The 25,359-nt window shown below is 64.9% G+C and carries 19 protein-coding genes and 1 pseudogene; 10 read left to right on the top strand and 10 right to left on the bottom strand.

Annotation, left to right across the window (positions count from 1 at the left end; genetic code table 11):
* Nucleotides 1-178: 178 nt before the first annotated feature.
* The gene (locus ACVIHF_RS33690) at nucleotides 179-2,554 is read right to left on the bottom strand and encodes a glucose/quinate/shikimate family membrane-bound PQQ-dependent dehydrogenase (protein WP_456793220.1); all 2,376 of its coding nucleotides are present in this window, start codon (nucleotides 2,552-2,554) and stop codon (nucleotides 179-181) included.
* 340 nt (nucleotides 2,555-2,894) lie between these two features.
* Between ACVIHF_RS33690 and ACVIHF_RS33685 the strand changes: the two genes are divergently transcribed.
* Nucleotides 2,895-3,644 (top strand): class I SAM-dependent methyltransferase, encoded by a 750-nt coding sequence (locus tag ACVIHF_RS33685; RefSeq protein WP_456793219.1) that lies wholly within the window; start codon nucleotides 2,895-2,897, stop codon nucleotides 3,642-3,644.
* Nucleotides 3,645-3,650: 6 nt separating this feature from the next.
* On the opposite strand, the gene ACVIHF_RS33680 is transcribed toward ACVIHF_RS33685, so the two are convergent.
* Together ACVIHF_RS33680 and ACVIHF_RS33675 are read right to left on the bottom strand one after the other, a co-directional pair.
* Nucleotides 3,651-4,139 (bottom strand): SRPBCC family protein, encoded by a 489-nt coding sequence (locus ACVIHF_RS33680; RefSeq protein ID WP_456793218.1) that lies wholly within the window; start codon nucleotides 4,137-4,139, stop codon nucleotides 3,651-3,653.
* Between the two features lie 7 nt (nucleotides 4,140-4,146).
* Nucleotides 4,147-5,103: a LysR family transcriptional regulator gene (locus ACVIHF_RS33675; RefSeq protein WP_456793217.1), complete on the bottom strand. Its 957-nt coding sequence runs from the start codon at nucleotides 5,101-5,103 to the stop codon at nucleotides 4,147-4,149.
* Nucleotides 5,104-5,203: 100 nt separating this feature from the next.
* On the opposite strand from ACVIHF_RS33675, the pseudogene ACVIHF_RS33670 reads away from it, so the two are divergent.
* Together ACVIHF_RS33670 and ACVIHF_RS33665 are read left to right on the top strand one after the other, a co-directional pair.
* Nucleotides 5,204-6,386, top strand: a pseudogene (locus ACVIHF_RS33670) (MFS transporter).
* A gap of 22 nt (nucleotides 6,387-6,408) precedes the next feature.
* Nucleotides 6,409-7,443: an aldo/keto reductase gene (locus ACVIHF_RS33665; RefSeq protein WP_456793216.1), complete on the top strand. Its 1,035-nt coding sequence runs from the start codon at nucleotides 6,409-6,411 to the stop codon at nucleotides 7,441-7,443.
* A gap of 13 nt (nucleotides 7,444-7,456) precedes the next feature.
* On the opposite strand, the gene ACVIHF_RS33660 is transcribed toward ACVIHF_RS33665, so the two are convergent.
* Nucleotides 7,457-8,359, bottom strand: coding sequence for a helix-turn-helix transcriptional regulator (locus ACVIHF_RS33660; protein WP_456793215.1), 903 nt, complete (start codon nucleotides 8,357-8,359; stop codon nucleotides 7,457-7,459).
* 302 nt (nucleotides 8,360-8,661) lie between these two features.
* Here ACVIHF_RS33660 and ACVIHF_RS33655 point away from each other — a divergent pair, with 302 nt between their 5' ends.
* Together ACVIHF_RS33655 and ACVIHF_RS33650 are read left to right on the top strand one after the other, a co-directional pair.
* Nucleotides 8,662-10,302 (top strand): flavin-containing monooxygenase, encoded by a 1,641-nt coding sequence (locus ACVIHF_RS33655; protein WP_168858871.1) that lies wholly within the window; start codon nucleotides 8,662-8,664, stop codon nucleotides 10,300-10,302.
* A gap of 90 nt (nucleotides 10,303-10,392) precedes the next feature.
* Nucleotides 10,393-11,586, top strand: coding sequence for a serine hydrolase domain-containing protein (locus ACVIHF_RS33650; protein WP_456793214.1), 1,194 nt, complete (start codon nucleotides 10,393-10,395; stop codon nucleotides 11,584-11,586).
* A 27-nt stretch (nucleotides 11,587-11,613) separates the two neighbouring features.
* Here the strand turns inward: ACVIHF_RS33650 and ACVIHF_RS33645 are convergent, their stop codons facing one another.
* Both ACVIHF_RS33645 and ACVIHF_RS33640 read right to left on the bottom strand, forming a co-directional pair.
* Nucleotides 11,614-12,747 carry a threonine synthase gene (locus ACVIHF_RS33645; RefSeq protein ID WP_253605393.1) on the bottom strand — a complete coding sequence of 378 codons (1,134 nt, stop codon included), beginning with the start codon at nucleotides 12,745-12,747 and terminating at the stop codon, nucleotides 11,614-11,616.
* Nucleotides 12,748-12,785: 38 nt separating this feature from the next.
* Nucleotides 12,786-14,831, bottom strand: coding sequence for an acetoacetate--CoA ligase (locus ACVIHF_RS33640; protein WP_253605390.1), 2,046 nt, complete (start codon nucleotides 14,829-14,831; stop codon nucleotides 12,786-12,788).
* A 182-nt stretch (nucleotides 14,832-15,013) separates the two neighbouring features.
* On the opposite strand from ACVIHF_RS33640, the gene ACVIHF_RS33635 reads away from it, so the two are divergent.
* Both ACVIHF_RS33635 and ACVIHF_RS33630 read left to right on the top strand, forming a co-directional pair.
* A complete protein-coding gene (locus tag ACVIHF_RS33635; protein WP_253605387.1) occupies nucleotides 15,014-16,015 on the top strand; it encodes a glycoside hydrolase family 3 N-terminal domain-containing protein in 1,002 nt (333 codons plus the stop codon).
* 96 nt (nucleotides 16,016-16,111) lie between these two features.
* Entirely contained in the window at nucleotides 16,112-16,294 is a 183-nt protein-coding gene (locus tag ACVIHF_RS33630) for a hypothetical protein (protein ID WP_092090013.1), read from the top strand.
* Nucleotides 16,295-16,391: 97 nt separating this feature from the next.
* Here the strand turns inward: ACVIHF_RS33630 and ACVIHF_RS33625 are convergent, their stop codons facing one another.
* Complete coding sequence (locus ACVIHF_RS33625) at nucleotides 16,392-16,823, bottom strand: hypothetical protein (protein WP_375167122.1); 432 nt, start codon at nucleotides 16,821-16,823, stop codon at nucleotides 16,392-16,394.
* 566 nt (nucleotides 16,824-17,389) lie between these two features.
* Between ACVIHF_RS33625 and ACVIHF_RS33620 the strand changes: the two genes are divergently transcribed.
* Entirely contained in the window at nucleotides 17,390-17,992 is a 603-nt protein-coding gene (locus tag ACVIHF_RS33620; protein ID WP_456793213.1) for a helix-turn-helix domain-containing protein, read from the top strand.
* Nucleotides 17,993-18,109: 117 nt separating this feature from the next.
* Here ACVIHF_RS33620 and ACVIHF_RS33615 read toward each other — a convergent pair whose 3' ends face one another.
* The 3 genes from ACVIHF_RS33615 to ACVIHF_RS33605 form a co-directional block, all read right to left on the bottom strand.
* Nucleotides 18,110-18,358, bottom strand: a complete 249-nt coding sequence (locus ACVIHF_RS33615; protein ID WP_456793212.1) for a hypothetical protein — start codon at nucleotides 18,356-18,358, stop codon at nucleotides 18,110-18,112.
* 156 nt (nucleotides 18,359-18,514) lie between these two features.
* A complete protein-coding gene (locus tag ACVIHF_RS33610) occupies nucleotides 18,515-19,234 on the bottom strand; it encodes a Crp/Fnr family transcriptional regulator (RefSeq protein WP_456793211.1) in 720 nt (239 codons plus the stop codon).
* A gap of 188 nt (nucleotides 19,235-19,422) precedes the next feature.
* The gene (locus ACVIHF_RS33605) at nucleotides 19,423-20,133 is read right to left on the bottom strand and encodes a Crp/Fnr family transcriptional regulator (RefSeq protein ID WP_063779960.1); all 711 of its coding nucleotides are present in this window, start codon (nucleotides 20,131-20,133) and stop codon (nucleotides 19,423-19,425) included.
* A gap of 550 nt (nucleotides 20,134-20,683) precedes the next feature.
* Here ACVIHF_RS33605 and ACVIHF_RS33600 point away from each other — a divergent pair.
* Together ACVIHF_RS33600 and ACVIHF_RS33595 are read left to right on the top strand one after the other, a co-directional pair.
* Nucleotides 20,684-22,207 carry a flagellin N-terminal helical domain-containing protein gene (locus ACVIHF_RS33600; RefSeq protein ID WP_456793210.1) on the top strand — a complete coding sequence of 508 codons (1,524 nt, stop codon included), beginning with the start codon at nucleotides 20,684-20,686 and terminating at the stop codon, nucleotides 22,205-22,207.
* A 389-nt stretch (nucleotides 22,208-22,596) separates the two neighbouring features.
* Nucleotides 22,597-25,353: a hybrid sensor histidine kinase/response regulator gene (locus ACVIHF_RS33595; RefSeq protein ID WP_456793209.1), complete on the top strand. Its 2,757-nt coding sequence runs from the start codon at nucleotides 22,597-22,599 to the stop codon at nucleotides 25,351-25,353.
* Nucleotides 25,354-25,359 lie beyond the last annotated feature (6 nt).

Below are 25,359 nucleotides of genomic sequence, written 5' to 3'. Positions count from 1 at the left end.
CTGGAGCTATCCAGTTGGGCCAGTTCCACCTCCCCTTGGAAAGGGGAGGTCGCTTTGCTCGCTAGAGCAAAGCGGGTGGGGATCCGCGCCCTCCGCAGAGAGCATTGCCTGCGGCTGACCCCCATCCCGACCTTCCCCCTTTCAGGGGGAAGGAAGATGACGGCCTCAATGACGCGGCTCAATCCTTCAACGCGTAGGCGATGACGTAGTCGCCGCGTTTGGTGCCGAACGAGCCGTGGCCGCCGGCCGCGGTGACGACGTATTGCTTGCCGCCAGTTTCGTAGCTCATCGGCGTCGATTGGGCGCCGGCCGGCAGGCGATCCTCCCAGAGCACCTTGCCGTTGCGGACATTGTAGGCCCGGATCGTGTACTCATAGGTCCCGGTGTAGAACGCAACGCCGCCGGCGGTAGTGATCGGCCCGCCCAGCATCGGCACGCCCATCTTGAATGGAAGCGGCAGCGGCGTGGTGTCCCGGATCGTGCCGTTGGGATGCTGCCAGACGATCTTCATCGTCTTCAGATCGATCGCGGCCATCGAGCCCCATGGCGGCCGGTAGCACGGCACGGAGAGCGGCGAGAGGAAGCTCGAGATGCCGACGCCGAACGGCGTGCCGTACATCGGCTGCACCCCGACCTCGCTGCCGACCGGTTTCTCGGCCGTCGGCGCCGGAGGATTGAGCGGACCGCGCGGAATGAGCCTGGAGGCGAACGGCAACGACATCGGATTGGCGATGGCGATCTGCCTGACAGGATCGACCGCAATGCCGCCCCATTCGAACATGCCGAGATTGCCCGGGAAGACCAGCGTGCCCTGCAACGACGGCGGCGTGAAGGTGCCTTCGTAGCGCAAGCGGTGGAACATGATCCGGCACAGCAACTGGTCGAAGATCGTGCCGCCCCACATGTCGGCGCCGGTCAGCTTCGCCTCCGGGCGGAAGGTCAGTTCGGAAAACGGCTGCGTCGCTGCGGAGCGGTCGCCGGGCGCGGGCCCTTGCGGCACCGCGCGTTCCGGCGCCGGCACGATCAGCTCGCCGGTCCTGCGGTCGAGCACGAAGATGTTGCCCACCTTGGTCGGCTGGATCAGCGCGGGAACGACGCCCTTGGCCGTCGTCACATCGACCAGGCTCGGTTGCGAGGGAACGTCCATGTCCCAGAGATCATGATGCACGGTCTGGTACGACCAGGCGCGCTTGCCGGTGTTGACGTCAAGCGCGACGATGGCGCTGGAATAGCGCTCGACCAGCGCATCGCGATTGCCGCCCCAGATGTCAGGTCCGTTGTTGCCGGTCGGGATGTAGACCAGATTCAATTTCGGATCGAACGAGGCGGTGATCCAGGAATTCGGTGACCCGTTGGTGTAATGACGCGTCGGCGACGGCAATGCGTTCTCGTCCGCCGCGCCGGAATCCCAGGCCCAGACCAGCCTGCCGGTATAGACATCGAAGCCGCGGATCACGCCCGACGGCACCTCGACCGCATAATTGTCGATCACCGCGGCGGCCACGACCAGGATCTTGTCGCTGACGACCGGCGGCGACGTCGGCTCGAAGAAGCCGGCGGTCTTGATCCCCATGCCTTGCTGCAGATCGAGGATGCCGTGATCGGCGAAACCATCGCAGAGCTTGCCGCTGTCGGCATCGAGCGCGATCATGCGGCCGTCATTGACGGGCAGGAAGATCCGCCGCGGGCATTCGGCCGGCGCCGGATTGCCGCCAGAGTCGACGGCGCCCTGCGCGGTTTCGTGATAGGAGACGCCGCGGCAAGTCATGTGCTGGAACGTCTTGTTGTGCACGAGCTTGGGGTCGTAGCGCCAGCGCTCCGTGCCGGTCTTGGCGTCGAGCGCAAACAGCACCTGGTGCTGCGAGCAGAGATAGAGCGTATCGCGCACCTTGATCGGGGTGACCTCGAAGGTGGTCTCCCCGGAATCCTCTGGTGTCTTCACGTCGCCGGTGCGGAAGGTCCAGGCGACCTTGAGGTTGCCGACATTGTCAGGCGTGATCTGCTTCAGCGGCGAATAGCGCTGTCCGAACTGCGTACGTCCATAGGCGCGCCAGTCGCCGTCCGGCTGCGGGTCGGCTTCGCTTTGCGGCACGGCAGAGCCGGACTCGGCAATCGTGCCGTTGATGTCGTGATAGCTGGACAGCAGCCCGGCGATGAGCACCGCCGCAGCAGCGACGACGCCGATCCAGAGTGGCGCCGTCGCGCGCATGTAAGGCACCGGCCCGCTTCGTGTCAGGGCACGGACGATCACCGGCGTAAGCAGCCAAAGCGCCATGGGGAAGATGATGTCGCCACGCGCCGCGAGCGGCCACCAGTCGAACCGCACCTCATAGACGGCCCACGCCAGCGTGCCGAGCAGCACGATCGCAAACAGCCAGAGCGCCTGATGGCGCCGCGCCAGCAACAGCGCAGCCGTGGCGAGAATGCCGACGCCGAGGACAATGTAGAAGGGCGATCCACCTAGTGCGGCGAGCCAAATGCCCCCGCCCGCGAGGACCAGGCCGATCAGGGCGTAGACGATAGCCGTGATGAAGACTGCCCTGGATCGCTGCATGGTCGCTCCGGTGCGGGGGAGGGATCGGGCTTGTCCCGCACAAGCGCGACAGACCGCGTCCGCCATCGCGGACTGTCGTTCAGCCAACCGCAACTTGCAACCTGGAACTGCGATGTTGATGTGCCACAAGCGCGTAAGGTTGCTATGCGAAACCCGCCGAAGCAAATCATTCAAAATGCGCGCATCTTCAACGGGGAGCAGTGGAGCTGCGGGGCTGACGCAAAGGTGAGAGATCTTCAGCGAATTTTGAATCGACGCGCTCTTCCAGTCCTGTGCAGGCGCTGCTCTATACCGTTCCGCGGATCGCACCGCGGATGGTTGGCGCGCAGGAGAAGCAACAATGACACTGAACCCCACTGCCGAGAATTATCGTGTCGCGGTCGCCGCCTACGAGGCGGGCCGGCCGAGCTACCCTGCGGAGATCGTCGCCGCGCTGCCGCTTGCGGCCGCGCGCTGCGTCGTCGACCTTGGTGCCGGAACCGGCAAGTTCACCCGCCTGCTGCTGCAGCATTTGCCCGCGGCTGCGCGCCTGATCGCGGTCGAGCCCGTCGCCGAGATGTCGGCCAGGCTGGCCAGGGAAGCCGGGGTGGAGGTCATCAACACGCGCGCCGATGCGATCAATCTTGATACCGGCAGCGTCGACCTCGTCACCTGCGCCCAGGCGTTCCACTGGTTCGACAACGAGCCGTCGGTCGCCGAGATCGCGCGACTGCTGCGTCCCGGCGGGACGCTTGCGCTGGTCTGGAACAACAGGGATGACCGCACGCCGTGGGTCGACGCGTTGTCCGTCATGATCGAGGGCTATGCGGGCGACACGCCCCGGCAGCGGACCGGACGCTGGCGCTGGATCCTGAAGGACCCGCGCTTCGTGCTTGAGAGGGAAATCGTGCAGGACCATCCGCACCGGATGAAGCGACAGGACGTCTTCGAGCGCATCGCATCGACGAGCTATGTCGCCAATTTGCCCCATGCGGAGAAGGCGGCTCTTCGCGACAAAACCGACAATATCCTGCGTGAGACCGGTCTCGGCGACGCCGACGAAGTGGTGTTCCCCTATGTCACGCAGCTCTTCCTGCTGACGCGGGCCTAGACCGCGCTATTGCGCGGCGCGTCCTTGCTCGACCGCCTGCTTCAGGCGCGGCAGCGTCATGCGCCAGTAAAAGGCAACGTGTTTGGCGCCTGAGTCGGGCCCGATTTCCCAGCCGCTTCCGCGGCGGATCGGCGACGGCGGCGCCTGCTGGGTGACGGTCAGCACCGTATCGCCGCCGTCAGGCACAAGCGTCATCGTGATCGTCGCATAGGATTGCGGAACATCCGGCAGGCCGGAGACCTGCGACCAATAGGAGTATTCGAGCCGCATCGGCGGCTCGACATGCAGGACGCGGCCCTTGTCGCGATAGCGCTTTGCGCCGATCTCCGCCTCGATGTCGACCGGCGTGCCGATCCGCCAATCGGTCCTGAAATGCGAGTTGCGCCATCTCTCGCCCGCTTTGGGGTCCATGATCGCGTCCCACACATGCGTTGGCTCCGCGGCGATGCGGATCGTTTCGGTGACGGACTGAAAGGCCGGGGGCTCGTGCGTCATCGAATGCTCACTTGTCGCCCACGACCTTCCATTTTCCATCGGCGCCGCGCCGCAGCGAGGGATCGCCGATACGGATGTGTTGCGCAAGAAAATCGATGAAAGCGCGGACCCGCGCCGGCAGCGGGCCGGCATGGCCGACATAGACCGCGTGGATGTCCTCGCGGTCGCCGGGATTGAGGTTTTGCAGCACCGGCACCAGGTGCCCGGCCTCGATATCGGGGCCGATGTGGAACAGCGCCAGCCGGCCGAGCCCGACACCGCCAAGCGTGAGCTGACGCGCGGCTTCGCCGTCGCTGACGCGGGCGACCGGCGGCGGCAGCGCTTCCTCGATCCGTTCAGCGCGGCGGAACGGCCAGCCGCGGATGCTGCGCGGAAAGGTCCAGCCGATGCCGCGATGGGCGGCGAGGTCGGCCGGCGTCTTCGGCGTGCCGAAGCGGGCGAGGTAGGACGGCGCGGCGGCCACCACCATGCGGCTGGTGCCAAGCTTGCGTGCGATCAGCCGCGAGGCGCCGAGCGGACCGACCCGGATCGCGACGTCCGCGCGAGCCTGCATCAGATCGACCAGCGTGTCGGTCAGCACGATGTCGAGCGTGATGTCGGGATGCTCGCGCATGAAGCGCGACAGCAGCGGCATCACATGCAGCATGCCGAACGGGATGTTGCTGTTCACGGTGAGATGCCCGCGCGGCACGCATGAGGCGGCCTCGCGTTCGGCTTCGTCGATATCGGCGAGGATGCGCTGGGCGCGCTGGTAGAAGGCCTGGCCTTCCTCGGTGAGTTGCAGCTTGCGCGTGGTGCGGTTGACCAGCCGCGTGCCGAGCCGGGTCTCAAGCCGCGAGACCAGCTTGCTGACGCCGGACGGTGTCTGGCGCAGGCTGTTCGCGGCAGCGGTGAAGCCGCCGAGATCGACGACGCGGACGAATACGTCCATCTCGCCGGAGCGGTTGGTATCTGTGCGCGCCATTTTGAATTCAAGTCACAAATGATTGGATTGCGGCCATTCTAATCCTTCCTCGCCCGGACCGCTATCTCGCTTTGCGGAATCCTTTTGTCCGGAGCGACACATGCCTGCTGCAGTTCTTGCCTTGACCGCCGGTGCCTTTGGTATCGGCACCACCGAATTCCTCATCATGGGACTGCTGCTGCAGGTCGCCGCCGACATGCAGGTATCGGTATCCGCTGCAGGCCTGCTGATCTCCGGCTATGCGCTCGGGCGTGTTCGTCGGCGCGCCGATCCTGACGCTGGCAACACGGCGGATGCCGCGCAAGGCGGTTTTGCTGGCGCTGATGGCGATCTTCACGCTCGGCAACGCAGCGTGTGCGCTGGCGCCGAGCTACGGGCTTTTGATGGCGGCACGCATCCTGACCTCGCTGGCGCATGGCACCTTCTTCGGCGTTGGCTCCGTGGTGGCGACAAGCCTCGTCCCGGAAGACAAGCGCGCGTCGGCGATCGCCACGATGTTCATCGGGCTCACGGTCGCGACCCTGCTCGGCGTGCCCTTCGGCGCCTGGTTCGGCCTGATGCTCGGCTGGCGCGCGGCGTTCTGGGCGGTGGCGGCGATCGGCGTGATCGCGTTCATCGTGCTGGCGGTGCTCGTCCCCGGCCATGTCGGAGCTAACGACAAGCCCGCGCCGCTGCGCGAGGAGCTCGCCGTGCTCGGCCGCCCGCAGGTCCTGCTGGGACTTGCGATGACGGTGTTCGGTTTCGGCGGGCTGTTCGCGGTCTTCACCTATGTGCAGCCGATCCTGACGCGGCTCACCGGATTTTCCGACGCCGCGGTGTCGCCGATCCTGCTGGTGTTCGGTGCCGGCCTTGCGATCGGCAACGTCGCGGGCGGCCGGCTCGCCGACAAGGGACTTGCGCGGGCGCTGCTGGTATCGCTCGGCGGCCTCGCCGCCGTGCTCCTCGCGCTGACGGCGGTCGTCTCGATCAAGGCATTGGCGGTCGTGCTGCTGTTCATTCTCGGCATCGCCGCGTTCGCGACCGTCGCGCCGCTACAGCTCCGCGTGCTCGAAGCCGCCGGCGTCGAAGGGCGGACGCTGGCCTCCAGCCTGAACATCGCGGCGTTCAATTTCGGCAACGCGCTCGGCGCCTGGGCCGGCGGCGTCACCATCGATCGCGGCCTCGGCCTCGGCGCGCTGCCGCTGGTGGCCGCCGTCATCACTGCAATCGGCCTGTTGCTCGCGCTGTGGAGCCTGCGCCTCGATCGGCCGATCGGGCTCGCCGCGCAGTGCCCGGCCGAATGAATCGGATCAAGGGAGTATGACCATGGAATACCGCAATCTCGGTGCATCCGGCCTGAAAGTCCCCGTGCTCAGCTTCGGCACCGGCACGTTCGGTGGCCAGGGACCGCTGTTCTCGGCCTGGGGCCGCAGCGACGCCAGCGAGGCGCGACGGTTGATCGACATCTGCCTCGAGGCCGGCGTCAACCTGTTCGACACCGCCGACGTCTACTCGAACGGCGCATCAGAAGAAATCCTCGGCGCCGCGATCAAGGGCCGCCGCGACAAGGTGTTGATCTCGACCAAGACCGGCCTGCCGATGGGCGACGGCCCGCTCGATGCCAGCACGTCGCGATATCGCCTCGTCGCGGCAGTCGATGCCGCGCTGCGCCGGCTCAACACCGACCATATCGACCTGCTGCAGCTTCATGCCTTCGATGCCTTCACGCCGGTCGACGAAGTGCTGTCGACGCTCGACGCGCTGGTGCGCGCCGGCAAGTTGCGCTATGTCGGCGCCTCGAATTTCTCCGGCTGGCATCTGATGAAATCACTCGGTGTCGCCGAGCGGCATGGCTGGCCGCGCTACGTGGCGCACCAGGTCTATTATTCGCTGGTCGGCCGCGACTATGAATCCGAGCTGATGCCGCTCGCGCTCGACCAGGGCGTCGGCGCGCTGGTCTGGAGTCCGCTCGGCTGGGGCCGCCTCACCGGCAAGATCAGGCGCGGTCAGCCATTGCCGACCAACAGCCGCCTGCACGAGACCGCGCAATTCGGGCCGCCGGTCGACGACGAGAAGCTTTACGCGATCGTCGATGCGCTGGACGCGGTCGCCACAGAGACCGGCCGCAGCGTGCCGCAGATCGCGATTGCCTGGCTGCTGACGCGGCCGAGCGTCTCGTCCGTAATCATTGGCGCCCGCGATGAGGCGCAGTTGCGCGACAATCTCGGCGCGGTCGGATGGTCGCTCTCGGCGGACCAGATCGCGCGTCTCGACGGTGCGAGCGCGGTGATGCCGGCCTATCCCTACTATCCCTACCGAATCCAGGAAGGCTTTGCGCGCCTCAATCCGCCGCCGGTGTGAGTCCGTCGCAGTCTCACGCCTGGACGGTGTGCTCGCAGACTTGCCGGCGGTATTCCGCCGGCGTGACGTTCATGTGCTGCCGGAACACGCGATTGAGGTGGCTTTGATCGGCGAAGCCGGCGAGCAGCGCGATCTCCTTCAGCGCGACGCGGTCCTTGCGCAGATGCTGGCACGCATGCTCCACCTTGCGCCGCAGGACATAGGCGTGCGGGCGCATGCCGTAATGCACGCGGAATTTGCGGGCGAACTGGACCGGCGTGCAATTGCAGATGTTCGCGAGCTCCTCCAGCGTGATGTTCCGGAAGATGTTCTGCTCGATATAGTCCTCGATCAGCCGGGCATGCGCCGGGCGAAAGCGTCCTTGCGCGCAGGGCATCTTGAACTCGATCGCCGCATATTTCCGCAGGATGTGCACGCTCGCCTGCAGCGCCAGCGCATCATAGCAGAGCCGTCCACCGGGACCGCCCGCGGCGACTTCCTGGACCATTTGATCGTTGATCCAGGTCAGCATTGGGTCTTCGACCTTGAGCAGGTCGTGAATCTCGATCGTTTCGGCGTCGCGGTCGAAGGCATCGCTCGCGGTCTTCGTCATGAGGGCAGGAGAGATGTAGAAATGGCTGACCTCAATGTCGTTGTTCCAATGCCAGCTTGACGGCTCTGCGCGCGTCATGAGCGACGTGACGCCGCGACCGACTTGATCCTGCTTCCACGCGCCGGTGACGCGGCGGTTCATCGACGTCACGCCGTCGCGATAGAGCACCAGGAGGAAGTTTGCCGACGGCGGGACCCAGATGTCCGACGGCGCATAGCGGAAAATGCGCAGCCGGAAATCGCTTCTCCCGACTGACAAACTATCCAGCTTCATCTCGCCGGGAGCGTAGCGCGGCAGCTCCTCGACCGTGATCAACTGGCCCATCGCGTGAGCCTCCTCCCTGGGATTGGTGGCGCGGTTGACCGCTTGTTCTTGGCCGGACGGCTGAGCGCAGAATAGGCCGCTTTCGCCATTTGCCAAGCCGACCAACGGCCGGTGCTCGATTGCGCGGTCGCGTTCCAGAGATTGTCGGTTTCATCCAAGCCGCGCGGCCGAACGGCCCGTAGCCTGCTCTGCGTTTCGGCGACAACGCGAACGGCCGAGACCCAAATTGACGCAACGCAGCATCATCCGGCGACACCGCGGGTGGGAAGGTGCGTGCGAGAAGCCAGACACAGGAGGAAACCATGACCGAGACCGTCACAAGGTCGAATGGAAGCAATGGTGCGCATGCAACGACCAAGCTCGACGCCGTGGTCGTCGGCGCCGGCGTCGCCGGTCTCTATCAATTGTTCCGCCTGCGTGAGCAGGGACTGAGTGTGAAGGCGATCGATGCCGGGTCTGGCGTCGGCGGCACCTGGTACTGGAACCGCTATCCCGGGGCACGCTTCGATTCCGAAGGCCACACCTATCAGTACCTGTTCTCCGAGGAGCTCTACAAAGGCTGGAGCTGGAGCGAGCGATTCCCGGGCCAGCCGGAAATCGAGCGCTGGCTGAACTACGTCGCCGACCGCCTCGACCTCAGGAAGGACATTCAATTCGGCACCACGGTGAAGAGCGCGCATTTCGATGAGGCGACACAACGCTGGCTGGTCGCGACCGACCAGGGCGACGTGATCGATACCCAGTTCCTCGTCACCTGCTGCGGCATGCTCTCGGCCCCGCACGTGTCCTTCCCGGGACAGGAGACGTTCAAGGGCAAGCTGTTCCACACCGCGCGCTGGCCCAAGGGGCCGATCGAGCTTGCCGGCAAACGCGTCGGCGTGGTCGGCAATGGCGCGACCGGAATCCAGGTGATCCAGTCGATCGCCGGTGAGGTCGGCCACCTCAAGGTGTTCATCCGCACCCCGCAATACATCATCCCGATGAAGAATCCGAAATGGGATGCGTCGGATGCCGAGGCCTACAAGTCTAAGTTCAAGTTCCTCACCGAGCGGCTGCCGAAAACGTTCACCGGCTTCGAATTCGACTTCGAGCATGCCTGGGCCGACCTGACGCCGCAGCAGCGCCGCGAGGTGATCGAGGACTGCTGGAACGACGGATCCCTGAAGCTGTGGGTCTCGTCCTTCGCCGAACTGTTCTTCGACGAAGCCGTCAATGCCGAGATCACCGAATTCGTGCGCGAGAAGATGCGCGAGCGGATCAAGGACCCCAAGCTGTGCGAACAGCTGATTCCCGCCGATTACGGATTTGGCACGCACCGGGTGCCGCTGGAATCCAATTTCCTCGAGGCTTTCCACCGGCCCAATGTCGAGATCGTCAGCGTCAAGAACAATCCGATCGCCCGCATCACGCCTGAGGGCATCCAGACCGCCGACGGCACGGTGCACGAGTTCGACGTCATCATCCTGGCGACCGGCTTCGACGCCGGAACGGGAGCGTTGACGCGGATCGATATCCGCGGCCGCGACGGGCGATCGCTGAAGGATGATTGGGGCAGGGACATCCGCACCACGATGGGCCTGCAGGTCCATGGCTATCCGAACCTGTTCACAACAGCGGTGCCGCTCGCGCCCTCGGCCGCACTTTGCAACATGACCACCTGCCTGCAGCAGCAGGTGGAGTGGATCGCCGATTGCATCAGATATCTGCGCGGCAAGAACCTGAACGTCATCGAGCCGACCAGGGATACCGAGGATCAGTGGGTGGCGCATCACGACGAGACCGCCAACGCAACACTGATCGCCAAGACCAACTCCTGGTACCTGGGCTCCAATGTCGAGGGCAAGCCGCGCCGGGTGCTGTCCTATTGCGGCGGTGTCGGCACCTATCGCCAGAAATGCGACGAGGTCGCCGCGAGCGGCTATCGCGGCTTCGCCACGCAGTAGGGCTGACCGCTTTTCGTCCGCGTAGCCCGGATGGAGCGAAGCGCAATCCGGGCTATGCGGGTCAACATCACAAAACACAGGAGGAAGACAATGAGCGCGAATTTCAGTGCAGCCGCCGATGCAATCCTTGACGGCGTCGTGACTTCAAACCCGCGCGTTCCCGGCGTCGTCGCGATGGTGACCGACCGCCATCGCAACATCTATGAAGGTGCCGCCGGCAAGCGCCGTCTCGACCAGCCCGCCGATATGACGGCCGATAGCGTGTTCGCGATCTTCTCGACCACCAAGGCGATCACCGGGACGGCCGTCTTGCAGCTCGTCGAGGAAGGCAAGCTCGATCTCGACGCACCCGCCAGGACCTACGCGCCCGACATCGGCAAGCTCCAGGTGATCGAGGGTTTTGACGACAAGGGCGAGCCGCGGCTGCGTCCGCCGAAGCGCGACATCACCACCCGCATGCTGATGGTCCACAGCGCGGGTCTGAGCTACGACTTCATCAATCACACCTATAACCGGCTGGCGCAGGAGAAGGGGCAGCCCAGCGTCATCACGGCGTCCAAGGCTTCGCTGATGACGCCGCTGCTGTTCGATCCGGGCGAGCGCTGGGAGTACGGCACCAACATGGACTGGTGCGGCCAGATCGTCGAGGCCATCACCGGCCGCCGGCTCGGCGAGGTCTTCAGGACGCGGATCTTCGAGCCGCTCGGGATCATGGACACGACGTTCGAGCTCACCGACGCGATGCGCCGCAAGCTCGCCGGCATCCACGCCCGCAACGCCGACGGCTCGCTCACGCCGATGGATTTCGAGCTGCCGGCCAATCCCGAAATCCACATGGGTGGCCACGGGCTTTACGGGACCATCGGCGACTACATGCGCTTCATCCGGATGTGGCTGAACGACGGCGCCGGCGAGCACGGGCGTGTCCTGAAGGCGGAGACCGTGCGGATGGCGGAGAAGAATCATCTCGGCAACAACAAGGTCACCGCGATCACCGGCGTGATCACCTCGCTCGCCAACGACGCCGAGTTCTTCCCCGGTCAGTCGAAGTCCTGGGCGTTGAGCTTCATGATCAATGACGAGCAGGCTCCGACCGGCCGCCCCGCCGGTGCGCTCGGCTGGGCCGGTCTCGCCAATTTGTTCTACTGGATCGATCGGCAGAACGGTTTTGGCGGATACTGGGCGACGCAGATCCTGCCGTTTGGCGATCCGACGTCCTTCATCGGCTACATCAATTTCGAGACCGCGTTCTACGAGTCCCTGAGGCTGCGCAAGGCGGGATAGGGACAGCCAATCGGAGCGCGCTAAAGGCTAGCTCGCTCCGAGCAGCTCCGTGATCAGCCCCGCTGCCTTGATCCCGGTGCCGCTGATGATGACGACGGTGCGCTCCGCCGGCCGGATCGCGCCGCGCGCCTTCAGGACATCGAGCGCGGCGGCGGCCGAGGCCGAGGTCGGCTCGACGAACAGGCCGGTCTGCGCCAGCCGCTTCAACGCGGCGACGATGCCGTCTTCGGGAATTGCGACGGTGCCGCCGCCGCTCTCGTTCAGCGCCGCGATCATCTGCTTCAGCCGCAGCGGATGCTTGATCGCGGTGCCTTCCGCGATGGTCTTGCGGACCGCGCGATCGACCGGCGTGTCGACGCCGGCGGCGAAGCTGGCATCGACCGGCGAGCAGTTGAGCGGCTGTGCCGCGAACAGGCGCGGCAGGCGCGCGATCTGCCCGGCCGCCAGCAGTTCCTTGAAGCCGATATAGCAGCCGAGCAGGCTGCTGCCGGCGCCGACCGGCATGATGACGTTGTCCGGCGCGGTGAAGCCGAAATCTTCCCAGATCTCGTAGGCCAGCGACTTGGTGCCCTGCAGGAAGAACGGTTGCCAGTTGTGGCTGGAGTAGAAGATCTGCTTCGACTGGCGGATCGCTTCCGCCTCGGATTCCTCGCGCGGGCCTTCGACCAGCTGCACCTCGGCGCCGAAGGCGTGCATCTGGGCCACCTTCATCGGCGACGTCGTCGCCGGCGCGAGGATTCTGACCCGCATCCCGCCCGCCGCGCCATAGGCAGAGACCGACGCGCCACCATTGCCGGAAGAGTCCTCCAGCACCGCATCGACGCCAAGCTGGCGCAGGAACGACAGCATCACCGTGGTGCCGCGATCCTTGAAGCTTGCGGTCGGATTGAACCATTCGAGCTTGAAATGCGGCCGCAGCTCATCCCACGCCTTCTCGACGGCAGGCGTGCAGCCTTCGCCCATCGTGATCGGCTGCCCGATTTCGACCGGCAGCGCCGCGCGGTAGCGCCACAGCGACCGCGTCGCGCGATCGATGTCGTCGCGGGAGATGCCCGGCAGCGGCGTTATCAGGAGCGGCTTGCCTTCGTCGGAGCACCAGCGCGGATTATCCAGCGGATAGAGCTTTCCGTTGAGCGGGTCGATGTAGCTGGGTGAAGGCATGTCGTGAAATCCCAAACGCGAGTGGCATTCAGCGGCCGTTACGCCGCGCCGGCCTGCCTGCTCAGATAACTCTTTGCAAAATCGAGATACCAGTCGAGGCATCCTGGATTGGCCATCGCATCGCGATTGATGACCTTCTCGACGGGGTGGCCGAGCAGCAGCTTCTTGACCGGCAGCTCCTGCTTCTTGCCGGACAGCGTGCGCGGAATCTCCGCCACCACGAAGATGTCGTTGGGCAGGAAGCGGCGCGACAGCCCGGCCTCGACCGCCTTGTTGATCTTCGCCTTCATCGCGGCATCGAGCGCGATGCCCTCGCGCAGCACCACGAACAGCGGCATGTAGCTGTCGCGGCCGAGATATTCGAGGTCGACGACCATCGAATCCAGCACCTCCGGCAGCGCCTCGATCGCGGAATAGAGCTCGCTGGTGCCCATCCGCAAGCCATGGCGGTTGATGGTGGCGTCGCTGCGGCCATAGATCACGCAGGAGCCGTCGGGGTTGATCTTGAGCCAGTCGCCATGCCGCCACACCGGGCCGCGGCCACTTCCGTCGAAATTGTCGGGGTAGGTCTCGAAATAGCTGGAAAGGTAGCGCGCGTTGCCGGGATCGTTCCAGAAGCGCAGCGGCATCGAGGGCAGCGGCTCGGTGCAGACGAGCTCGCCGACCTCGTCGATCACCGCGCGGCCCTGCTCGTCGAACGCTTCCACCGCGCAGCCGAGCAGGCGGCATTGCATGATGCCCGGCGTCTGCGGCAATTCGCGATTGCCGCCGATGAAGGCGCCGGCGAAGTCGGTGCCGCCGGAAATATTGGCCCACCACATATCGACCTGCGCGGCGTTGCCGTTCTGCTTCGCAAGCGCGGCGAAGCGCTCGTTGAACCAGGCCTGGGTGTCGGCGCTGAGCGGCGAGCCGGTCGAGCCGAGCGTGCGCAGGCCCGAGAGGTCGCCGACGGCAGCGAGATCGATTTCCGCCTTGGTGCAATTGGCAAAGAACGCCGCGCCTGCGCCGAAGAAGGTCGCCTTGGCGTCGGCGACGAAGCGCCACAGCGTTGTCCAGTCCGGCTTGTCCTTGGTGCCGCCGGGACTGCCATCGAAGATGCAGCAGGTCGTGCCGTTGAGCAGGCCGTTGGCCTGGCAATTCCACATGATCCAGCCGGTCGAAGAGTACCAGTGAAAACGTTCGCCGAACGAGTTTGGCTGATAGCTGCAACCGATGTCGTTGTGCAGCGTCGAGAGCGGCAGCGCCACCACGATGATGCCGCCATGGCTGTGCAGGATCGGCTTCGGCAAGCCGGTGGTGCCCGAGGAATAGACGATCCAGAGCGGATGATCGAACGGCAGCCATTCCGGCTCGAAGGCGTCGATCGCCGCGCTCCGGCCCGCGAGGATCGCTGACAATCGCGTCTCGGACGGCGCGGCGTCGCTGTGCAGGATGACATGCTGCACGGTCGGCAGCGCGCGCCGCAATTCCTCGATCACACCTTGCCGGTCGTGGCGCCGGCCGGCATAGGTCACGGCGTCGCAGGCGATCAGCACCTTCGGCTCGATCTGCTTGAAGCGATCGATCACCGCGGGCGCCGCCATGTCGGGCGCGCAGACGCTCCAGACCGCGCCCAGGCTCGCGGTCGCGAGGAACGCGATGATCGTCTCGGGAATGTTCGGCAAGTAGGCGGCGACCCGGTCGCCGGCGCGCACGCCGTTGGCCTTCAGATGCAGCGCCAGCGCTGCCGATTTGCGCTGCAGCTCGGGCCAGCTCGTCTCCGAGAGCTTGCCGTCCTCGCCGCTCGAGATCAAGGCCGGCAGTCCCGCGGCATGCGCCGGCGCGACATGGCGGAAGACCTGGCGCGCGTAGTTCACCGCAGCGCCGGGAAACCACACCGCGCCCGGCATCTTGCGCTCGGCCAGCACCGCCGAATGCGGCGTCGGCGAGCGCAGGTCGAAATAATCCCAGACGCTCTGCCAGAAGCCGTCGATATCGGTGACCGACCAACGCCGCATCGCCTCGAAATCCGCAAATTCAAGGCCGCGCGTCTGCTTCAGCCATTGGCGGTAAAGGGCCATTTGCGGGACGTAAGCTGCTGTCATGGGCGTTTCCGAAAGTCCTTGTGTCGTGGCAGGCGATCGAGGCCCGCCGGCGTGTCTTAACATAGTGATGCGAGCACGGGGAACGCAGTCGAACTGCTGCCTGCGTCATATTCTTACCGCCGCCGCAGCATGCTATTCCATCGGGCGCGGCTGATTCCATGCGGCAACCGAATCGAGTGGCCATGTCCGTCGGCGAACTCTTCATCCTCGGCTTCTACGGCAAGGTCGTTCCGCCTTGGCTGAAGGAATTTGCCGCGCAATTCGGGCTCGGCGGGGTGATCCTGTTCGACTATTCCTGCCAGACCCGGCAGTACGACAACAACATCGCTTCGCCCGCGCAGGTGCAATCGCTTTGCGCCGAGATCGCGGCGCTGCCGTCGCGGCCGCTGGTCTTCATCGACCAGGAGGGCGGCCTGGTGCGCCGGCTCAAGGACAGCTGCGGTTTTCAGCCGCTGCCGAGCGCGAAGCAGTTCAATCTGCTCGCGCGCGCGGAAAAGCAGACGGTCCTGGCCGCAAGCTACGGCGAGTTGCGCCGGCTCGGCATCCGCTACAATTTCGCGCCCGTCATCGACGTCGACTACAATCCCGACAATCCCAACATCGGCAGGATCAAGCGGTCCTATTCGCCCGATATCGGTGAGGTCGAGGCCAATGCCCGGCTGGTCGACGCTGCGGCGCGGCAGGCGGGAGTAGGCCTCTGCCTGAAGCATTTTCCGGGCATCGGCGGTGCAAGCGTCGATTCGCACCTGGAGTTCATGGACATTTCCGATGCGCTGCGTCCCGAGCAGGAGGAGCTGTTCTACGCGCTGGCGCCGCGCACCTATGGCGATGCGGTGCTGGTCAGCCACGCCATTGTCCGGCAGTGGGACGCGCAGCGTCCGATGACATTGTCATCGGCCGGGCTCGGCCGGCTTCGCCGTCGTCTGCCCGAGACGCTGCTGATCACCGACGACATGCAGATGCAGGGGCTGCAGAAGGCGCTCGGCACAAGCGCGGCCAGCCTGCAGTCGATCGCCGCCGGCATGGACATGATCTGCATCGGCAACAATCTGTTCGACCAGGAGCAGGAGATGGCCGGCATCGCCGCGGCGGTCGCGGGTGCGGTGCAGGATGGATCACTCGATCAGGCCGCGGTGCGGCGATCCATTGCGCGCGTGCAAAAGCGCAAGGCGCTGTTCGCCTGACGGCGTTGAACCAAATTTTGCGTCGGGCGACCACAAGGTGTGGAACCAAATTTCATTGCCGCGATTTAACAATGACGCTCATCGGGGCTGACAACCATGAAGATGCTCAAGCGTCTCTTCCGATTGACCTGGCTACGCCGTGTCGCACGCAACCCAGCCGATTTTCCGCCTGCCTCCATCGATCCTGACGAATTCAGCCGCCTGCTTTGCAGCGGGCGCGCCGAGGATTTGCGGACGCTGGCAAAGCGATTGAGCCAGCGCTCGCGGGCCCACGCATAGGCGGTGGATCGGATCCAATCGCTAGCCCGGTCTTCGGCCAAAACCGGCAAGTCCGGCGCGCGGCCGTGACTCCCGACATCGGTCTCGATGCGACCGGCTACTGCTTTGCTTTTTCATGATTGCCGATCCCGACCGCCTTGTAGTCATAGGTCGGGTAGAACTCGGTGTGGTAGGCGCCCCAGGCGCTGTTCTCGATGACGCGGTTGACCTCGCGCAGCCGCGATGCCGGCAGCCGCAGCGTCACCACCTGGCCGATCCCCATCATCACGTACCAGCTGACGACCTCGACACCCTCGGGCGGAAACGCCTTGTAGAAGCCCTGCCGCTCAAGCTGGGCATTGAGCTCACCGAGCGGTCGTGACTGATCATGCTTGAAGAAGATGGTGAGCATGACCGCGGTGTCGGGCGTCGGCGTTGCATCGCTGGTCGGCGGGGTCTGGGCCTGCGCGCCTGCGCCAAGCAGCAGTGCCGCGGCGAGCGCCGCAATCGTCATCAAGGAAATCCAGAATCCGTTCCGCCCTCGCTTCATGCCCGCGCCCTTATTGCTGATCGAGAGGCGGCGATCATCGCGACGCCTGCCGGGGCTGTAAATTGACATTCGCCTGATCCGGTGCCTGCCCGACGCTTCTCGGTTGATGTGAACCGTCTCATAGGTGCGCGCGCCCGCGTGCGGTATGCCGAGGCCATCCCGATGCCCAGAGGGATGATCGATGACGACCCGGCGAATGGCGTATTGGTGGTTCAGGTTCGTTCTTTCGGGGCGGTTCCTGCAGAAATTCCTTCGGCTCCGGCGCCCCTGAGGCGATGTCGGGCCGCGAATTCCGACCTTTTTCAATCCGGAACCAGGGGGCCGGAAATGGCTGGCCGAACCGTTGAAGGTCGATGCCTGGCGGAGAATCCCGCCGGTGGCAGCCTCGCCCATCCGTCCCGTAAGAATACTGTAATTCGACTCAAATATGCGAGATTCGTTGCCAAATCAGCGGTAATCTGCGCCTGCTTGGCAGGTCGGGGCCCGAGGTCACAGTTGCGTCACCCGTAGTTCTACGGAGTCCCGTGTTAACGCGGCCACAAGTTCACCTTTGGTAAACCATACTTATGACGCAACATGACAACCGAGCCGAGGCGCGCCTTCCGGCATGGACGGGTGGAACCGCGACGCTCGAGCCGCAGCCGCTTGATACTCAGGGACCCGCAGCGCCGCGGCCGCAGGCGGACACCGGTGCCGCGATCGTCCGGCAGTTCAATGGGCCGGTGACGGCGCTGCTGCTCTATATGAACGAGCTCAAGCAGCACAGTCAGCAATTCGCGCACGCGCCCGGCAACGGCGTCTATCTGCGGCAGGTGATCGAGAACGCGCTCGAGCAGACCGAGCGCGTGTCCGCGATGCTGAAGCAGATTTCCGACCTCTATCCCAATGCCGTCCCGGCCGCAGACCTCAAGCCGCCGGGCGACGACAAGCCGGCAGGCTCCCGGTCGCCGGATGTCATGTTCGCACCGGAAGCCGGCCGCAAGCCATTGACCAAGCGCGAGCGTGAAGTGCTAAGCCTGATCAGCGACGGCTATTCCAACAAGCAGGGCGCGCTGCGGATGAACATCAGCCCGCGCACGTTCGAGAGCCATCGCGCCGAGGCGATGCGCAAGCTCGGGGCGCGCAACACCGCCGACCTCGTCCGCAAGGCCTTGCTGCATTCGGCATAGGGCGTTTTCAAGCGAAGTGGTTCGCGTAAAGAAGACGCGTCAAAACTGAAATCCAGGGCCGCATTCTGATTCCATCGGAACGCTCTGAGCGGTGTTCGGTTCGTTAGAACCCGGTTCTCAGAAATCGTCTTCCGCGGCGAAGCACAGGCGCGGCGCGAGCCGAGCGGCCGGCGCGGATGTTTTCGGTTCATCCGGAACGATCGTGACCACCCATGCCGCGGTCGCGCCAGACCTGCTTTCGACGATCGCGCGCACGCGTCCCGTGACGGTCGCGCCGGCCGACCGTATGGTGGCGGTCCGGCCGTTGAACTGGGCCATGCGGAAGCGCCGGGCTTCCTTCCGGTCGGTCGTCTGGTACGTGAACATCGGCTCCCCCGTGCGTCCACGTGAATGTGAGGAAACAGCGTTATCCGACGATGAAAATCGCACGCCGTAGAAGTACGGCTTGCACAGCGGTCAGAGCGCTTTTGAGCGAAGCGGGTGCCGGCTTGCGCGAAGAAGACGCGGCAAAAACAACAAACTCTAACGGCCGACTTCCTGACAATTCAGCAGTCCGGCATATTGCGCCTTGACCGCGGCGTAGCATTCGCACGCCGTCTTGATCAGCCCATCCGCGTTGGTGATCTCGATGTGCCCGCGGCTGTAGTGGATGAAATTGGCCTGTTGCAGGGTATGCGCGACCAGCGACACGCTGTTGCGGCGCGCGCCGATCATCTGCGCCATCGCCTCCTGCGTCAGGACGATCTTGTTGCTGCCGGAGAGATCGCGCGTGTGCAGCAGGCATCGCGCCAGCCGTGACTCCACGGTGTGCGCGGCGTTGCAGCAGGCGGTCTGCTGGATCTGGGCATAGACGGCGAGCCCGTGCCGGATCAATCTCGCGCGAAGCGTCGGGCTCTGGCCGGCAGCTGCGCGCAACGGCTCGAGTTCCACGGTCGAGGCGACGCCGGGCACCAGCACCGTGGCGTTGTTGAGGACAGGCCCTTCGACGAGCGGGGCGAATGCGCCATAGATGCTCTCGCGGCCGACCATCGCGACCTGCACGCGCTCGCCTCTAGCCAGCTTGACCACCAGCGAGATCACGCCCTTGTGCGGCATGTATGTCCGCTTGAGCATCTCGTCGGTCTCGACCAGGACCGAATCGGCCGCGAGGTCGACCGTCCGCAGATGCGGCCGAATCAATTCGAAATCGCTCGCCGAGAGCGACGCCAGGAATCCGTTGGGTGATCGAGGAACCGTTTCCAAAGCAACCTCCAGCCTGCCGGCAAAGCTTGTCTCTGGGCCCAGGGCTGACGTGCGGCTGGACGTCCTTGCAACCTATTCTGGCACGCCAGGGTTCCAATGGAAACATGTCTTGGTTCCAATAGGAATAGACCTATCGCCGCACGTTCGGGTTGTCTGCTCGATCACAGTTGGGGCTGGCGGCGCGCCAGTCAATCTTCCGGCCCGATCAATTGTTCGGCGTGCGCCTTGACCGTCGTATAGCATTCACACGCCGCCTTCCGCAGGCCGTCGATATCGGTGATCTCGATATGACCGCGGCTGTAACGCAGGATGCCGGCCTGCTGAAACCCATGTGCGACAATCGAAACCGCATTGCGCCGGACGCCGATCATCTGCGCCAGCATCTCCTGGGTTAGCGGCAACGCCTCGCTGCCGCACAGATCGCGTGCGCGCAGCAGCCATCGTGACAGCCGTGCCTCCACCGGATGCGAAACATTGCAGGCGACGGATTGTTGCGTCTGCGCCATCAGCGCCTGCTCATAGAGCGCGACCAGGGTCCGGAAATCCGCGCTGCGATTTGCTGCCTCGCGGAAATCCTCCGCCCGCATCATCGAGGCTGAGCCTGGCACCACGACAATCGCATCGGCAAGCAGCGGCCGCTCGTGCAGGGCGGCGGACGCGCCCACGACGCCGTCGCGACCGACGGTTGCAATCTCGACAGATTGCCCGTCGGACAGATTGATCATCATCGAGACCACGCCGCTATGCGGAAAATAAACCCGCTGCACCGGCGCGCCGGCATCGGCGAGCGCCGTTTCCTTGGTCAGGTCGACGGTTTCCAGGAGGGGATGAAGTTGCGCGTACTCCGTGGGGGGAAGTGCTTGCAACAGACGATTGGGCGGACGCGATACCGCGGACATTGCAGCTCCTGCCGAGGGCGGGAGCACTACGGTCTCGCATCACCTACTCTTGGCGTGTGGAAGGACTGCGAACATAGCTTGCCTGTCCAATTGCACAAGGGTTGTGGTGTTGAAACTATACCCTCTGGAGGGCAGACGGCGTGGCCGCCGCCGGGACCGGTGATCGACGTCGATCCGCGCGGCGCGAGATCCGAGCGCGACTTTGTCTCTCATTTATTGATTTCCATTAACTCTGTTCCTCGCCGGACTTTGCATCGTGGTGACTTGCAACGCTGGCTATCGCCGCGCCGGGCCCGCCGCGCCGGGATGTCGCAAGTCCTGCACATGCGCAGGAAATTCACGGCCATGACGTCGGTCCGGCGCCGACCGTGCGCTGCCGCGGCCAGCCATCGCGCCGGCCGCTCGTCGAATCACCGGCAAGGCCGTCCTGAGTATTTGTACGGACCAGCCCTTTAACGAACGGGTAGCGCGGACGGACCAGTGTGACGTGGGTCGCCGTGCGAAATTTACGGCGTCGCGTCAATCGTGTTCATCCAGAAGGGTATCCAGTATGTCCGGCATCGTTCTTTCGGCATCGGTCCGTCAAAACCTGCTTTCGCTGCAGTCGACCGCTGACCTGCTCGCCACCACGCAGAACCGCTTGTCCACCGGCAAGAAGGTCAACACTGCTCTCGACAATCCGACCAACTTCTTCACGGCGCAGTCACTCGACAACCGCGCCAGCGACATCAACAACCTGCTGGACGGTATCGGGAACGGCGTGCAGGTGCTGCAGGCCGCCAACACCGGCATCACCTCGCTGCAGAAGCTCGTCGACAGCGCCAAGTCGGTCGCCAACCAGGCCCTGCAGGCTGCGGTCGGCTATTCCGCGAAGTCGTCGGTGACGACCGCCGCGATCCCCGGCGCGACCGCCGACAACCTGCTCGGCACCGCGACCCCGACCAATGCGACCCTCACCAGCACCGCCGCCTATACCGGCATCGACCTCACCGCGGCCGGCTCGAACCTGACGTTCCAGATCAACAGCCAGACTGTGACCTTGAACTCGGGCACGAACTACTCCGCCACGCAGGTTCGCGATGCGATCAACACGCAGGTCGGCGCCAGCGCCAAGGTCGCCGCCTCGATCGACGGCACCGGCAAGCTGGTCCTGACCAGCACCAACACCGCCGGCACCAGCGACACGCTCACCGTCGGTACGTTCAGCTCGGGCGACGCGACGCAGCTCGGCCTCCCGGCCGGTGCTACGGCAACCGCAACCGGCACGGCTGGCGCGAGCCCGCTGGACACCCTCACGCTGACCATCGGCGCAACCGGCAACGGCACTGCGACCAACATCACCTTCGGCACCGGCGCGGGCAAGGTGAAGTCCCTCAACGACCTGAACGCGGCACTCGCGGCCAACAACCTGCAGGCCTCGCTCAGCGCGGCCGGTGCGCTCACCATCAGCACCACCAACGATGCCGCTTCGGCGACCATCGGCACGATCGGCGGCACGGCGGCCGGCGCCGGCAAGCTGTTCAACGGCCTCGCGGGCAGCGCTCCGGTGCAGGACCCGACTGCGCTGGCGAACCGCGCCAACCTGGTCAACCAGTACAACAACATCCTGGACCAGATCACCACGACCGCCCAGGACGCGTCGTACAACGGCATCAACCTGCTCAATGGCGATCAGCTCAAGCTGACCTTCAACGAGACGGGTTCCTCGACGCTGAAGATCCAGGGCGTCACCTTCGACGCCACCGGCCTCAACCTCACCAAGCTGACCGCCGGCACGGACTTCGTGGACAACGCTTCGGCCAACGCCACGCTGAAGACGCTGAACAGCGCGAGCGGCCTGCTGCGCACCCAGGCTTCGACCCTTGGTTCGAACCTGTCGATCGTGCAGATCCGCCAGGACTTCTCGAAGAACCTGATCAACGTGCTGCAGACCGGCTCGTCCAACCTGACGCTGGCAGACACCAACGAGGAAGCGGCCAACAGCCAGGCGCTGTCGACCCGCCAGTCGATCGCGGTGTCCGCGCTGGCGCTGGCCAACCAGTCGCAGCAGAGCGTGCTGCAGCTGCTCCGCTAAGCGTAGCCGCGACAGGCATCGACTATCGAGGCGGCGGAGGAAACTCCGCCGCCTTTTCTTTGGCTGCGCTTAGCCATCCCGCCGGGTTCAACCAATGAGCGATCGCGTTCGGGATGCAGGCGGTCGTCATGTCGCGAACGTTTTGCTAGACTTAGCGGTCCTCAATTCCAATTAGTTCAAATTGCGATGACCGATGGAACGGGCTCTTTCCCGTCCGGGTGGTAAGGCCTGTCCTTGTGAGACCGGCCGTGTTGTCGTGATGCGTCGTCGAACTGCAGAAGGGCTTCATCGTCCGTATTTGCACGGACGGCAAAATTAACGTCGCCGTGAAGCCGGCCAAGTTATCGATGCAAGGCGAGCGCTCCGTAGCACCTTGAGGGGACCTATTCATGGACGATCTGTTGCGCGAGTTCCTGACGGAGAGCAGCGAGAGCCTGGATACGGTCGACAACCAGCTGGTGCAGTTCGAGCAGGATCCGAACAACGCGAAAATCCTGGATAACATCTTCCGGCTGGTGCACACCATCAAGGGCACCTGCGGCTTCCTCGGGCTGCCGCGGCTCGAGGCGCTGGCGCATGCCGGCGAGACCTTGATGGGCAAGTTCCGCGACGGCATGCCGGTGACGGCGGAAGCCGTGACGCTGATCCTGTCCTCGATCGACCGCATCAAGGAGATCCTCGGCGGGCTCGAGGCGACCGAGGCCGAGCCCGAGGGCAACGACCGCGATCTGATCGATCAGCTGGAAGCGATGGTCGAGCACGGCATGGCGGCGATGTCCGATTCGACGCAGTCGATATCGTCAGGCTCGACGCAGTCGATGCCGGTTGCTGCCGAGGAAGACGTGCCGGTCGTCGAAGCTCCGTCGGTGCAGGCGGCGATGACCGAAGGCACGCTGGTGGTGCAGACGCTGGAGCGTCCGCTGCGTCCGGGCGAGGTCTCGCTCGACGAGCTCGAGCGCGCCTTCCGCGAGACCGAGACCGAAGTCGCCGCGCCGGCGCCGGCCGTGAAGCCTGCACCTGCCGCCGCCGCCGAGCCGGCTGAGGCTGTGAAGAAGCCGGCCCGCAAGGCCGCCGGTGAGGAGGTCCAGGAAGGCGACAAGATCGCCAACCAGTCGATCCGGGTCAATGTCGACACCCTCGAACACCTCATGACCATGGTCTCCGAGCTGGTCCTGACCCGCAACCAGCTGCTGGAGATCTCCCGCCGCAACGAGGACACCGAGTTCAAGGTGCCCTTGCAGCGGCTCTCCAACGTCACCGCCGAGCTGCAGGAAGGCGTCATGAAGACGCGCATGCAGCCGATCGGCAATGCCTGGCAGAAGCTGCCGCGCATCGTCCGCGACCTCTCCGGCGAACTCGGCAAGCAGATCGAGCTCGAGATGCACGGCGCCGACACCGAGCTCGACCGCCAGGTGCTCGACCTGATCAAGGATCCGCTGACGCACATGGTGCGCAACTCGGCCGATCATGGGCTCGAGACCACCGCCGAGCGCCTCGCGGCCGGCAAGCCGGAACAGGGCACCATTCGCCTCTCCGCCTACCACGAAGGCGGCCACATCATCATCTGCATCGCCGACAATGGCCGCGGGCTCAACACCGAGCGGATCAAGGCCAAGGCGCTCCAGAACGGTCTCGTCACCGAGACTGAACTGGAGAAGATGACCGAAGCCCAGATCCACAAGTTCATCTTCGCGCCGGGCTTTTCGACCGCCGCGCAAGTGACTTCGGTGTCCGGCCGCGGCGTCGGCATGGACGTGGTGCGCACCAATATCGACCAGATCGGCGGCACCATCGACATCAAGAGCGTGGCCGGCGAGGGCGCCTCGGTCACCATCAAGATCCCGCTGACCTTGGCGATCGTCTCCGCTTTGATCGTGGAAGCCGGCGGCGACCGCTTTGCGATTCCCCAATTGTCTGTCGTCGAGCTGGTGCGGGCCCGCGCCAACTCCGAGCACCGCATCGAGCGCATCAAGGACACCGCAGTGCTGCGCCTGCGCAACAAGCTGCTGCCGCTGATCCACCTCAAGAAGCTCTTGAAGATCGACGACGGCGCGACCACTACGGATGCCGAGAACGGCTTCATCGTGGTCACGCAAGTCGGCAGCCAGACCTTCGGCATCGTGGTCGACGGCGTGTTCCACACCGAGGAGATCGTGGTCAAGCCGATGTCGACCAAGCTGCGGCACATCGACATGTTCTCCGGCAACACCATCTTGGGCGATGGCGCCGTGATCATGATCATCGACCCCAACGGCATCGCAAAAGCGCTCGGCGCGTCCGGCTCCTCGGCCCATGACCTCGCCGACGACAATGCGAACGCCCACGCCGCAAGCGGCGAGCAGCTGACCTCGCTGTTGGTGTTCCGCGCCGGCTCCTCGCAGCCCAAGGCGGTGCCGCTCGGCCTCGTCACCCGGCTGGAGGAGATCGCAACCGACAAGATCGAGCTCTCGAACGGCCGCTACATGGTGCAGTACCGCGAGCAGCTGATGCCGCTGGTGCAGATGGCCGGGGTCGAGGTGCAGTCGCAGGGCTCGCAGCCGATCCTGGTGTTCGCCGACGACGGCCGCTCGATGGGGCTCGTGGTCGACGAGATCATCGACATCGTCGAGGAGCGGCTCAACATCGAGGTCGCGGGTTCGCAGGACGGCATTTTGGGTTCGGCCGTGATCAAGGGCCAGGCCACCGAGGTGATCGACGTCGGCCACTTCCTGCCGATGGCGTTCGCCGACTGGTTCTCGCGCAAGGAGATGCGCCCGTCGGCCTCGGCGCAGTCGGTGCTGCTGGTCGATGACTCAGCGTTCTTCCGCAACATGCTGGCGCCGGTGCTCAAAGCCGCCGGCTACAAGGTCAGGACCGCGGGCGGCGCGCAGGAAGGGCTCGCCGCGCTGCGCTCGGGACAGAGCTTCGACGTCGTGCTGACCGACATCGAGATGCCCGAGATGAACGGCTTTGAGTTCGCCGAGAACATCCGCTCGGACCACAATCTGATCGGGCTGCCGATCATCGCGCTGTCGGCGATGGTGTCGCCGGCGGCGATCGAGCGCGGCCGGCAGGCCGGCTTCCATGACTATGTCGCCAAGTTTGACCGTCCCGGGCTGATCGCGGCGCTGAAAGAGCAGACCGCCGAACTGCGCCGGGCGGCTTGAGGGAAG

Source organism: Bradyrhizobium sp. USDA 4506, from assembly GCF_054058795.1.
Note: the sequence above shows the minus strand (reverse complement) of the source record. Positions and strands in the feature narration are given on the sequence as shown.

What these genes read in the sequence shown, in the direction of transcription:
- ACVIHF_RS33605 (WP_063779960.1), bottom strand. Translation starts at nt 20,133, where the DNA reads ATGTCCGCGGTATCGCGTCCGCCCAATCGTCTGTTGCAAGCACTTCCC.
- ACVIHF_RS33655 (WP_168858871.1), top strand. Translation starts at nt 8,662, where the DNA reads ATGACCGAGACCGTCACAAGGTCGAATGGAAGCAATGGTGCGCATGCA.
- ACVIHF_RS33595 (WP_456793209.1), top strand. Translation starts at nt 22,597, where the DNA reads ATGGACGATCTGTTGCGCGAGTTCCTGACGGAGAGCAGCGAGAGCCTG.
- ACVIHF_RS33615 (WP_456793212.1), bottom strand. Translation starts at nt 18,358, where the DNA reads ATGTTCACGTACCAGACGACCGACCGGAAGGAAGCCCGGCGCTTCCGC.
- ACVIHF_RS33630 (WP_092090013.1), top strand. Translation starts at nt 16,112, where the DNA reads ATGAAGATGCTCAAGCGTCTCTTCCGATTGACCTGGCTACGCCGTGTC.
- ACVIHF_RS33660 (WP_456793215.1), bottom strand. Translation starts at nt 8,359, where the DNA reads ATGGGCCAGTTGATCACGGTCGAGGAGCTGCCGCGCTACGCTCCCGGC.
- ACVIHF_RS33675 (WP_456793217.1), bottom strand. Translation starts at nt 5,103, where the DNA reads ATGGCGCGCACAGATACCAACCGCTCCGGCGAGATGGACGTATTCGTC.
- ACVIHF_RS33625 (WP_375167122.1), bottom strand. Translation starts at nt 16,823, where the DNA reads ATGAAGCGAGGGCGGAACGGATTCTGGATTTCCTTGATGACGATTGCG.
- ACVIHF_RS33690 (WP_456793220.1), bottom strand. Translation starts at nt 2,554, where the DNA reads ATGCAGCGATCCAGGGCAGTCTTCATCACGGCTATCGTCTACGCCCTG.
- ACVIHF_RS33650 (WP_456793214.1), top strand. Translation starts at nt 10,393, where the DNA reads ATGAGCGCGAATTTCAGTGCAGCCGCCGATGCAATCCTTGACGGCGTC.
- ACVIHF_RS33600 (WP_456793210.1), top strand. Translation starts at nt 20,684, where the DNA reads ATGTCCGGCATCGTTCTTTCGGCATCGGTCCGTCAAAACCTGCTTTCG.
- ACVIHF_RS33640 (WP_253605390.1), bottom strand. Translation starts at nt 14,831, where the DNA reads ATGACAGCAGCTTACGTCCCGCAAATGGCCCTTTACCGCCAATGGCTG.
- ACVIHF_RS33620 (WP_456793213.1), top strand. Translation starts at nt 17,390, where the DNA reads ATGACGCAACATGACAACCGAGCCGAGGCGCGCCTTCCGGCATGGACG.
- ACVIHF_RS33635 (WP_253605387.1), top strand. Translation starts at nt 15,014, where the DNA reads ATGTCCGTCGGCGAACTCTTCATCCTCGGCTTCTACGGCAAGGTCGTT.
- ACVIHF_RS33645 (WP_253605393.1), bottom strand. Translation starts at nt 12,747, where the DNA reads ATGCCTTCACCCAGCTACATCGACCCGCTCAACGGAAAGCTCTATCCG.
- ACVIHF_RS33665 (WP_456793216.1), top strand. Translation starts at nt 6,409, where the DNA reads ATGGAATACCGCAATCTCGGTGCATCCGGCCTGAAAGTCCCCGTGCTC.
- ACVIHF_RS33680 (WP_456793218.1), bottom strand. Translation starts at nt 4,139, where the DNA reads ATGACGCACGAGCCCCCGGCCTTTCAGTCCGTCACCGAAACGATCCGC.
- ACVIHF_RS33685 (WP_456793219.1), top strand. Translation starts at nt 2,895, where the DNA reads ATGACACTGAACCCCACTGCCGAGAATTATCGTGTCGCGGTCGCCGCC.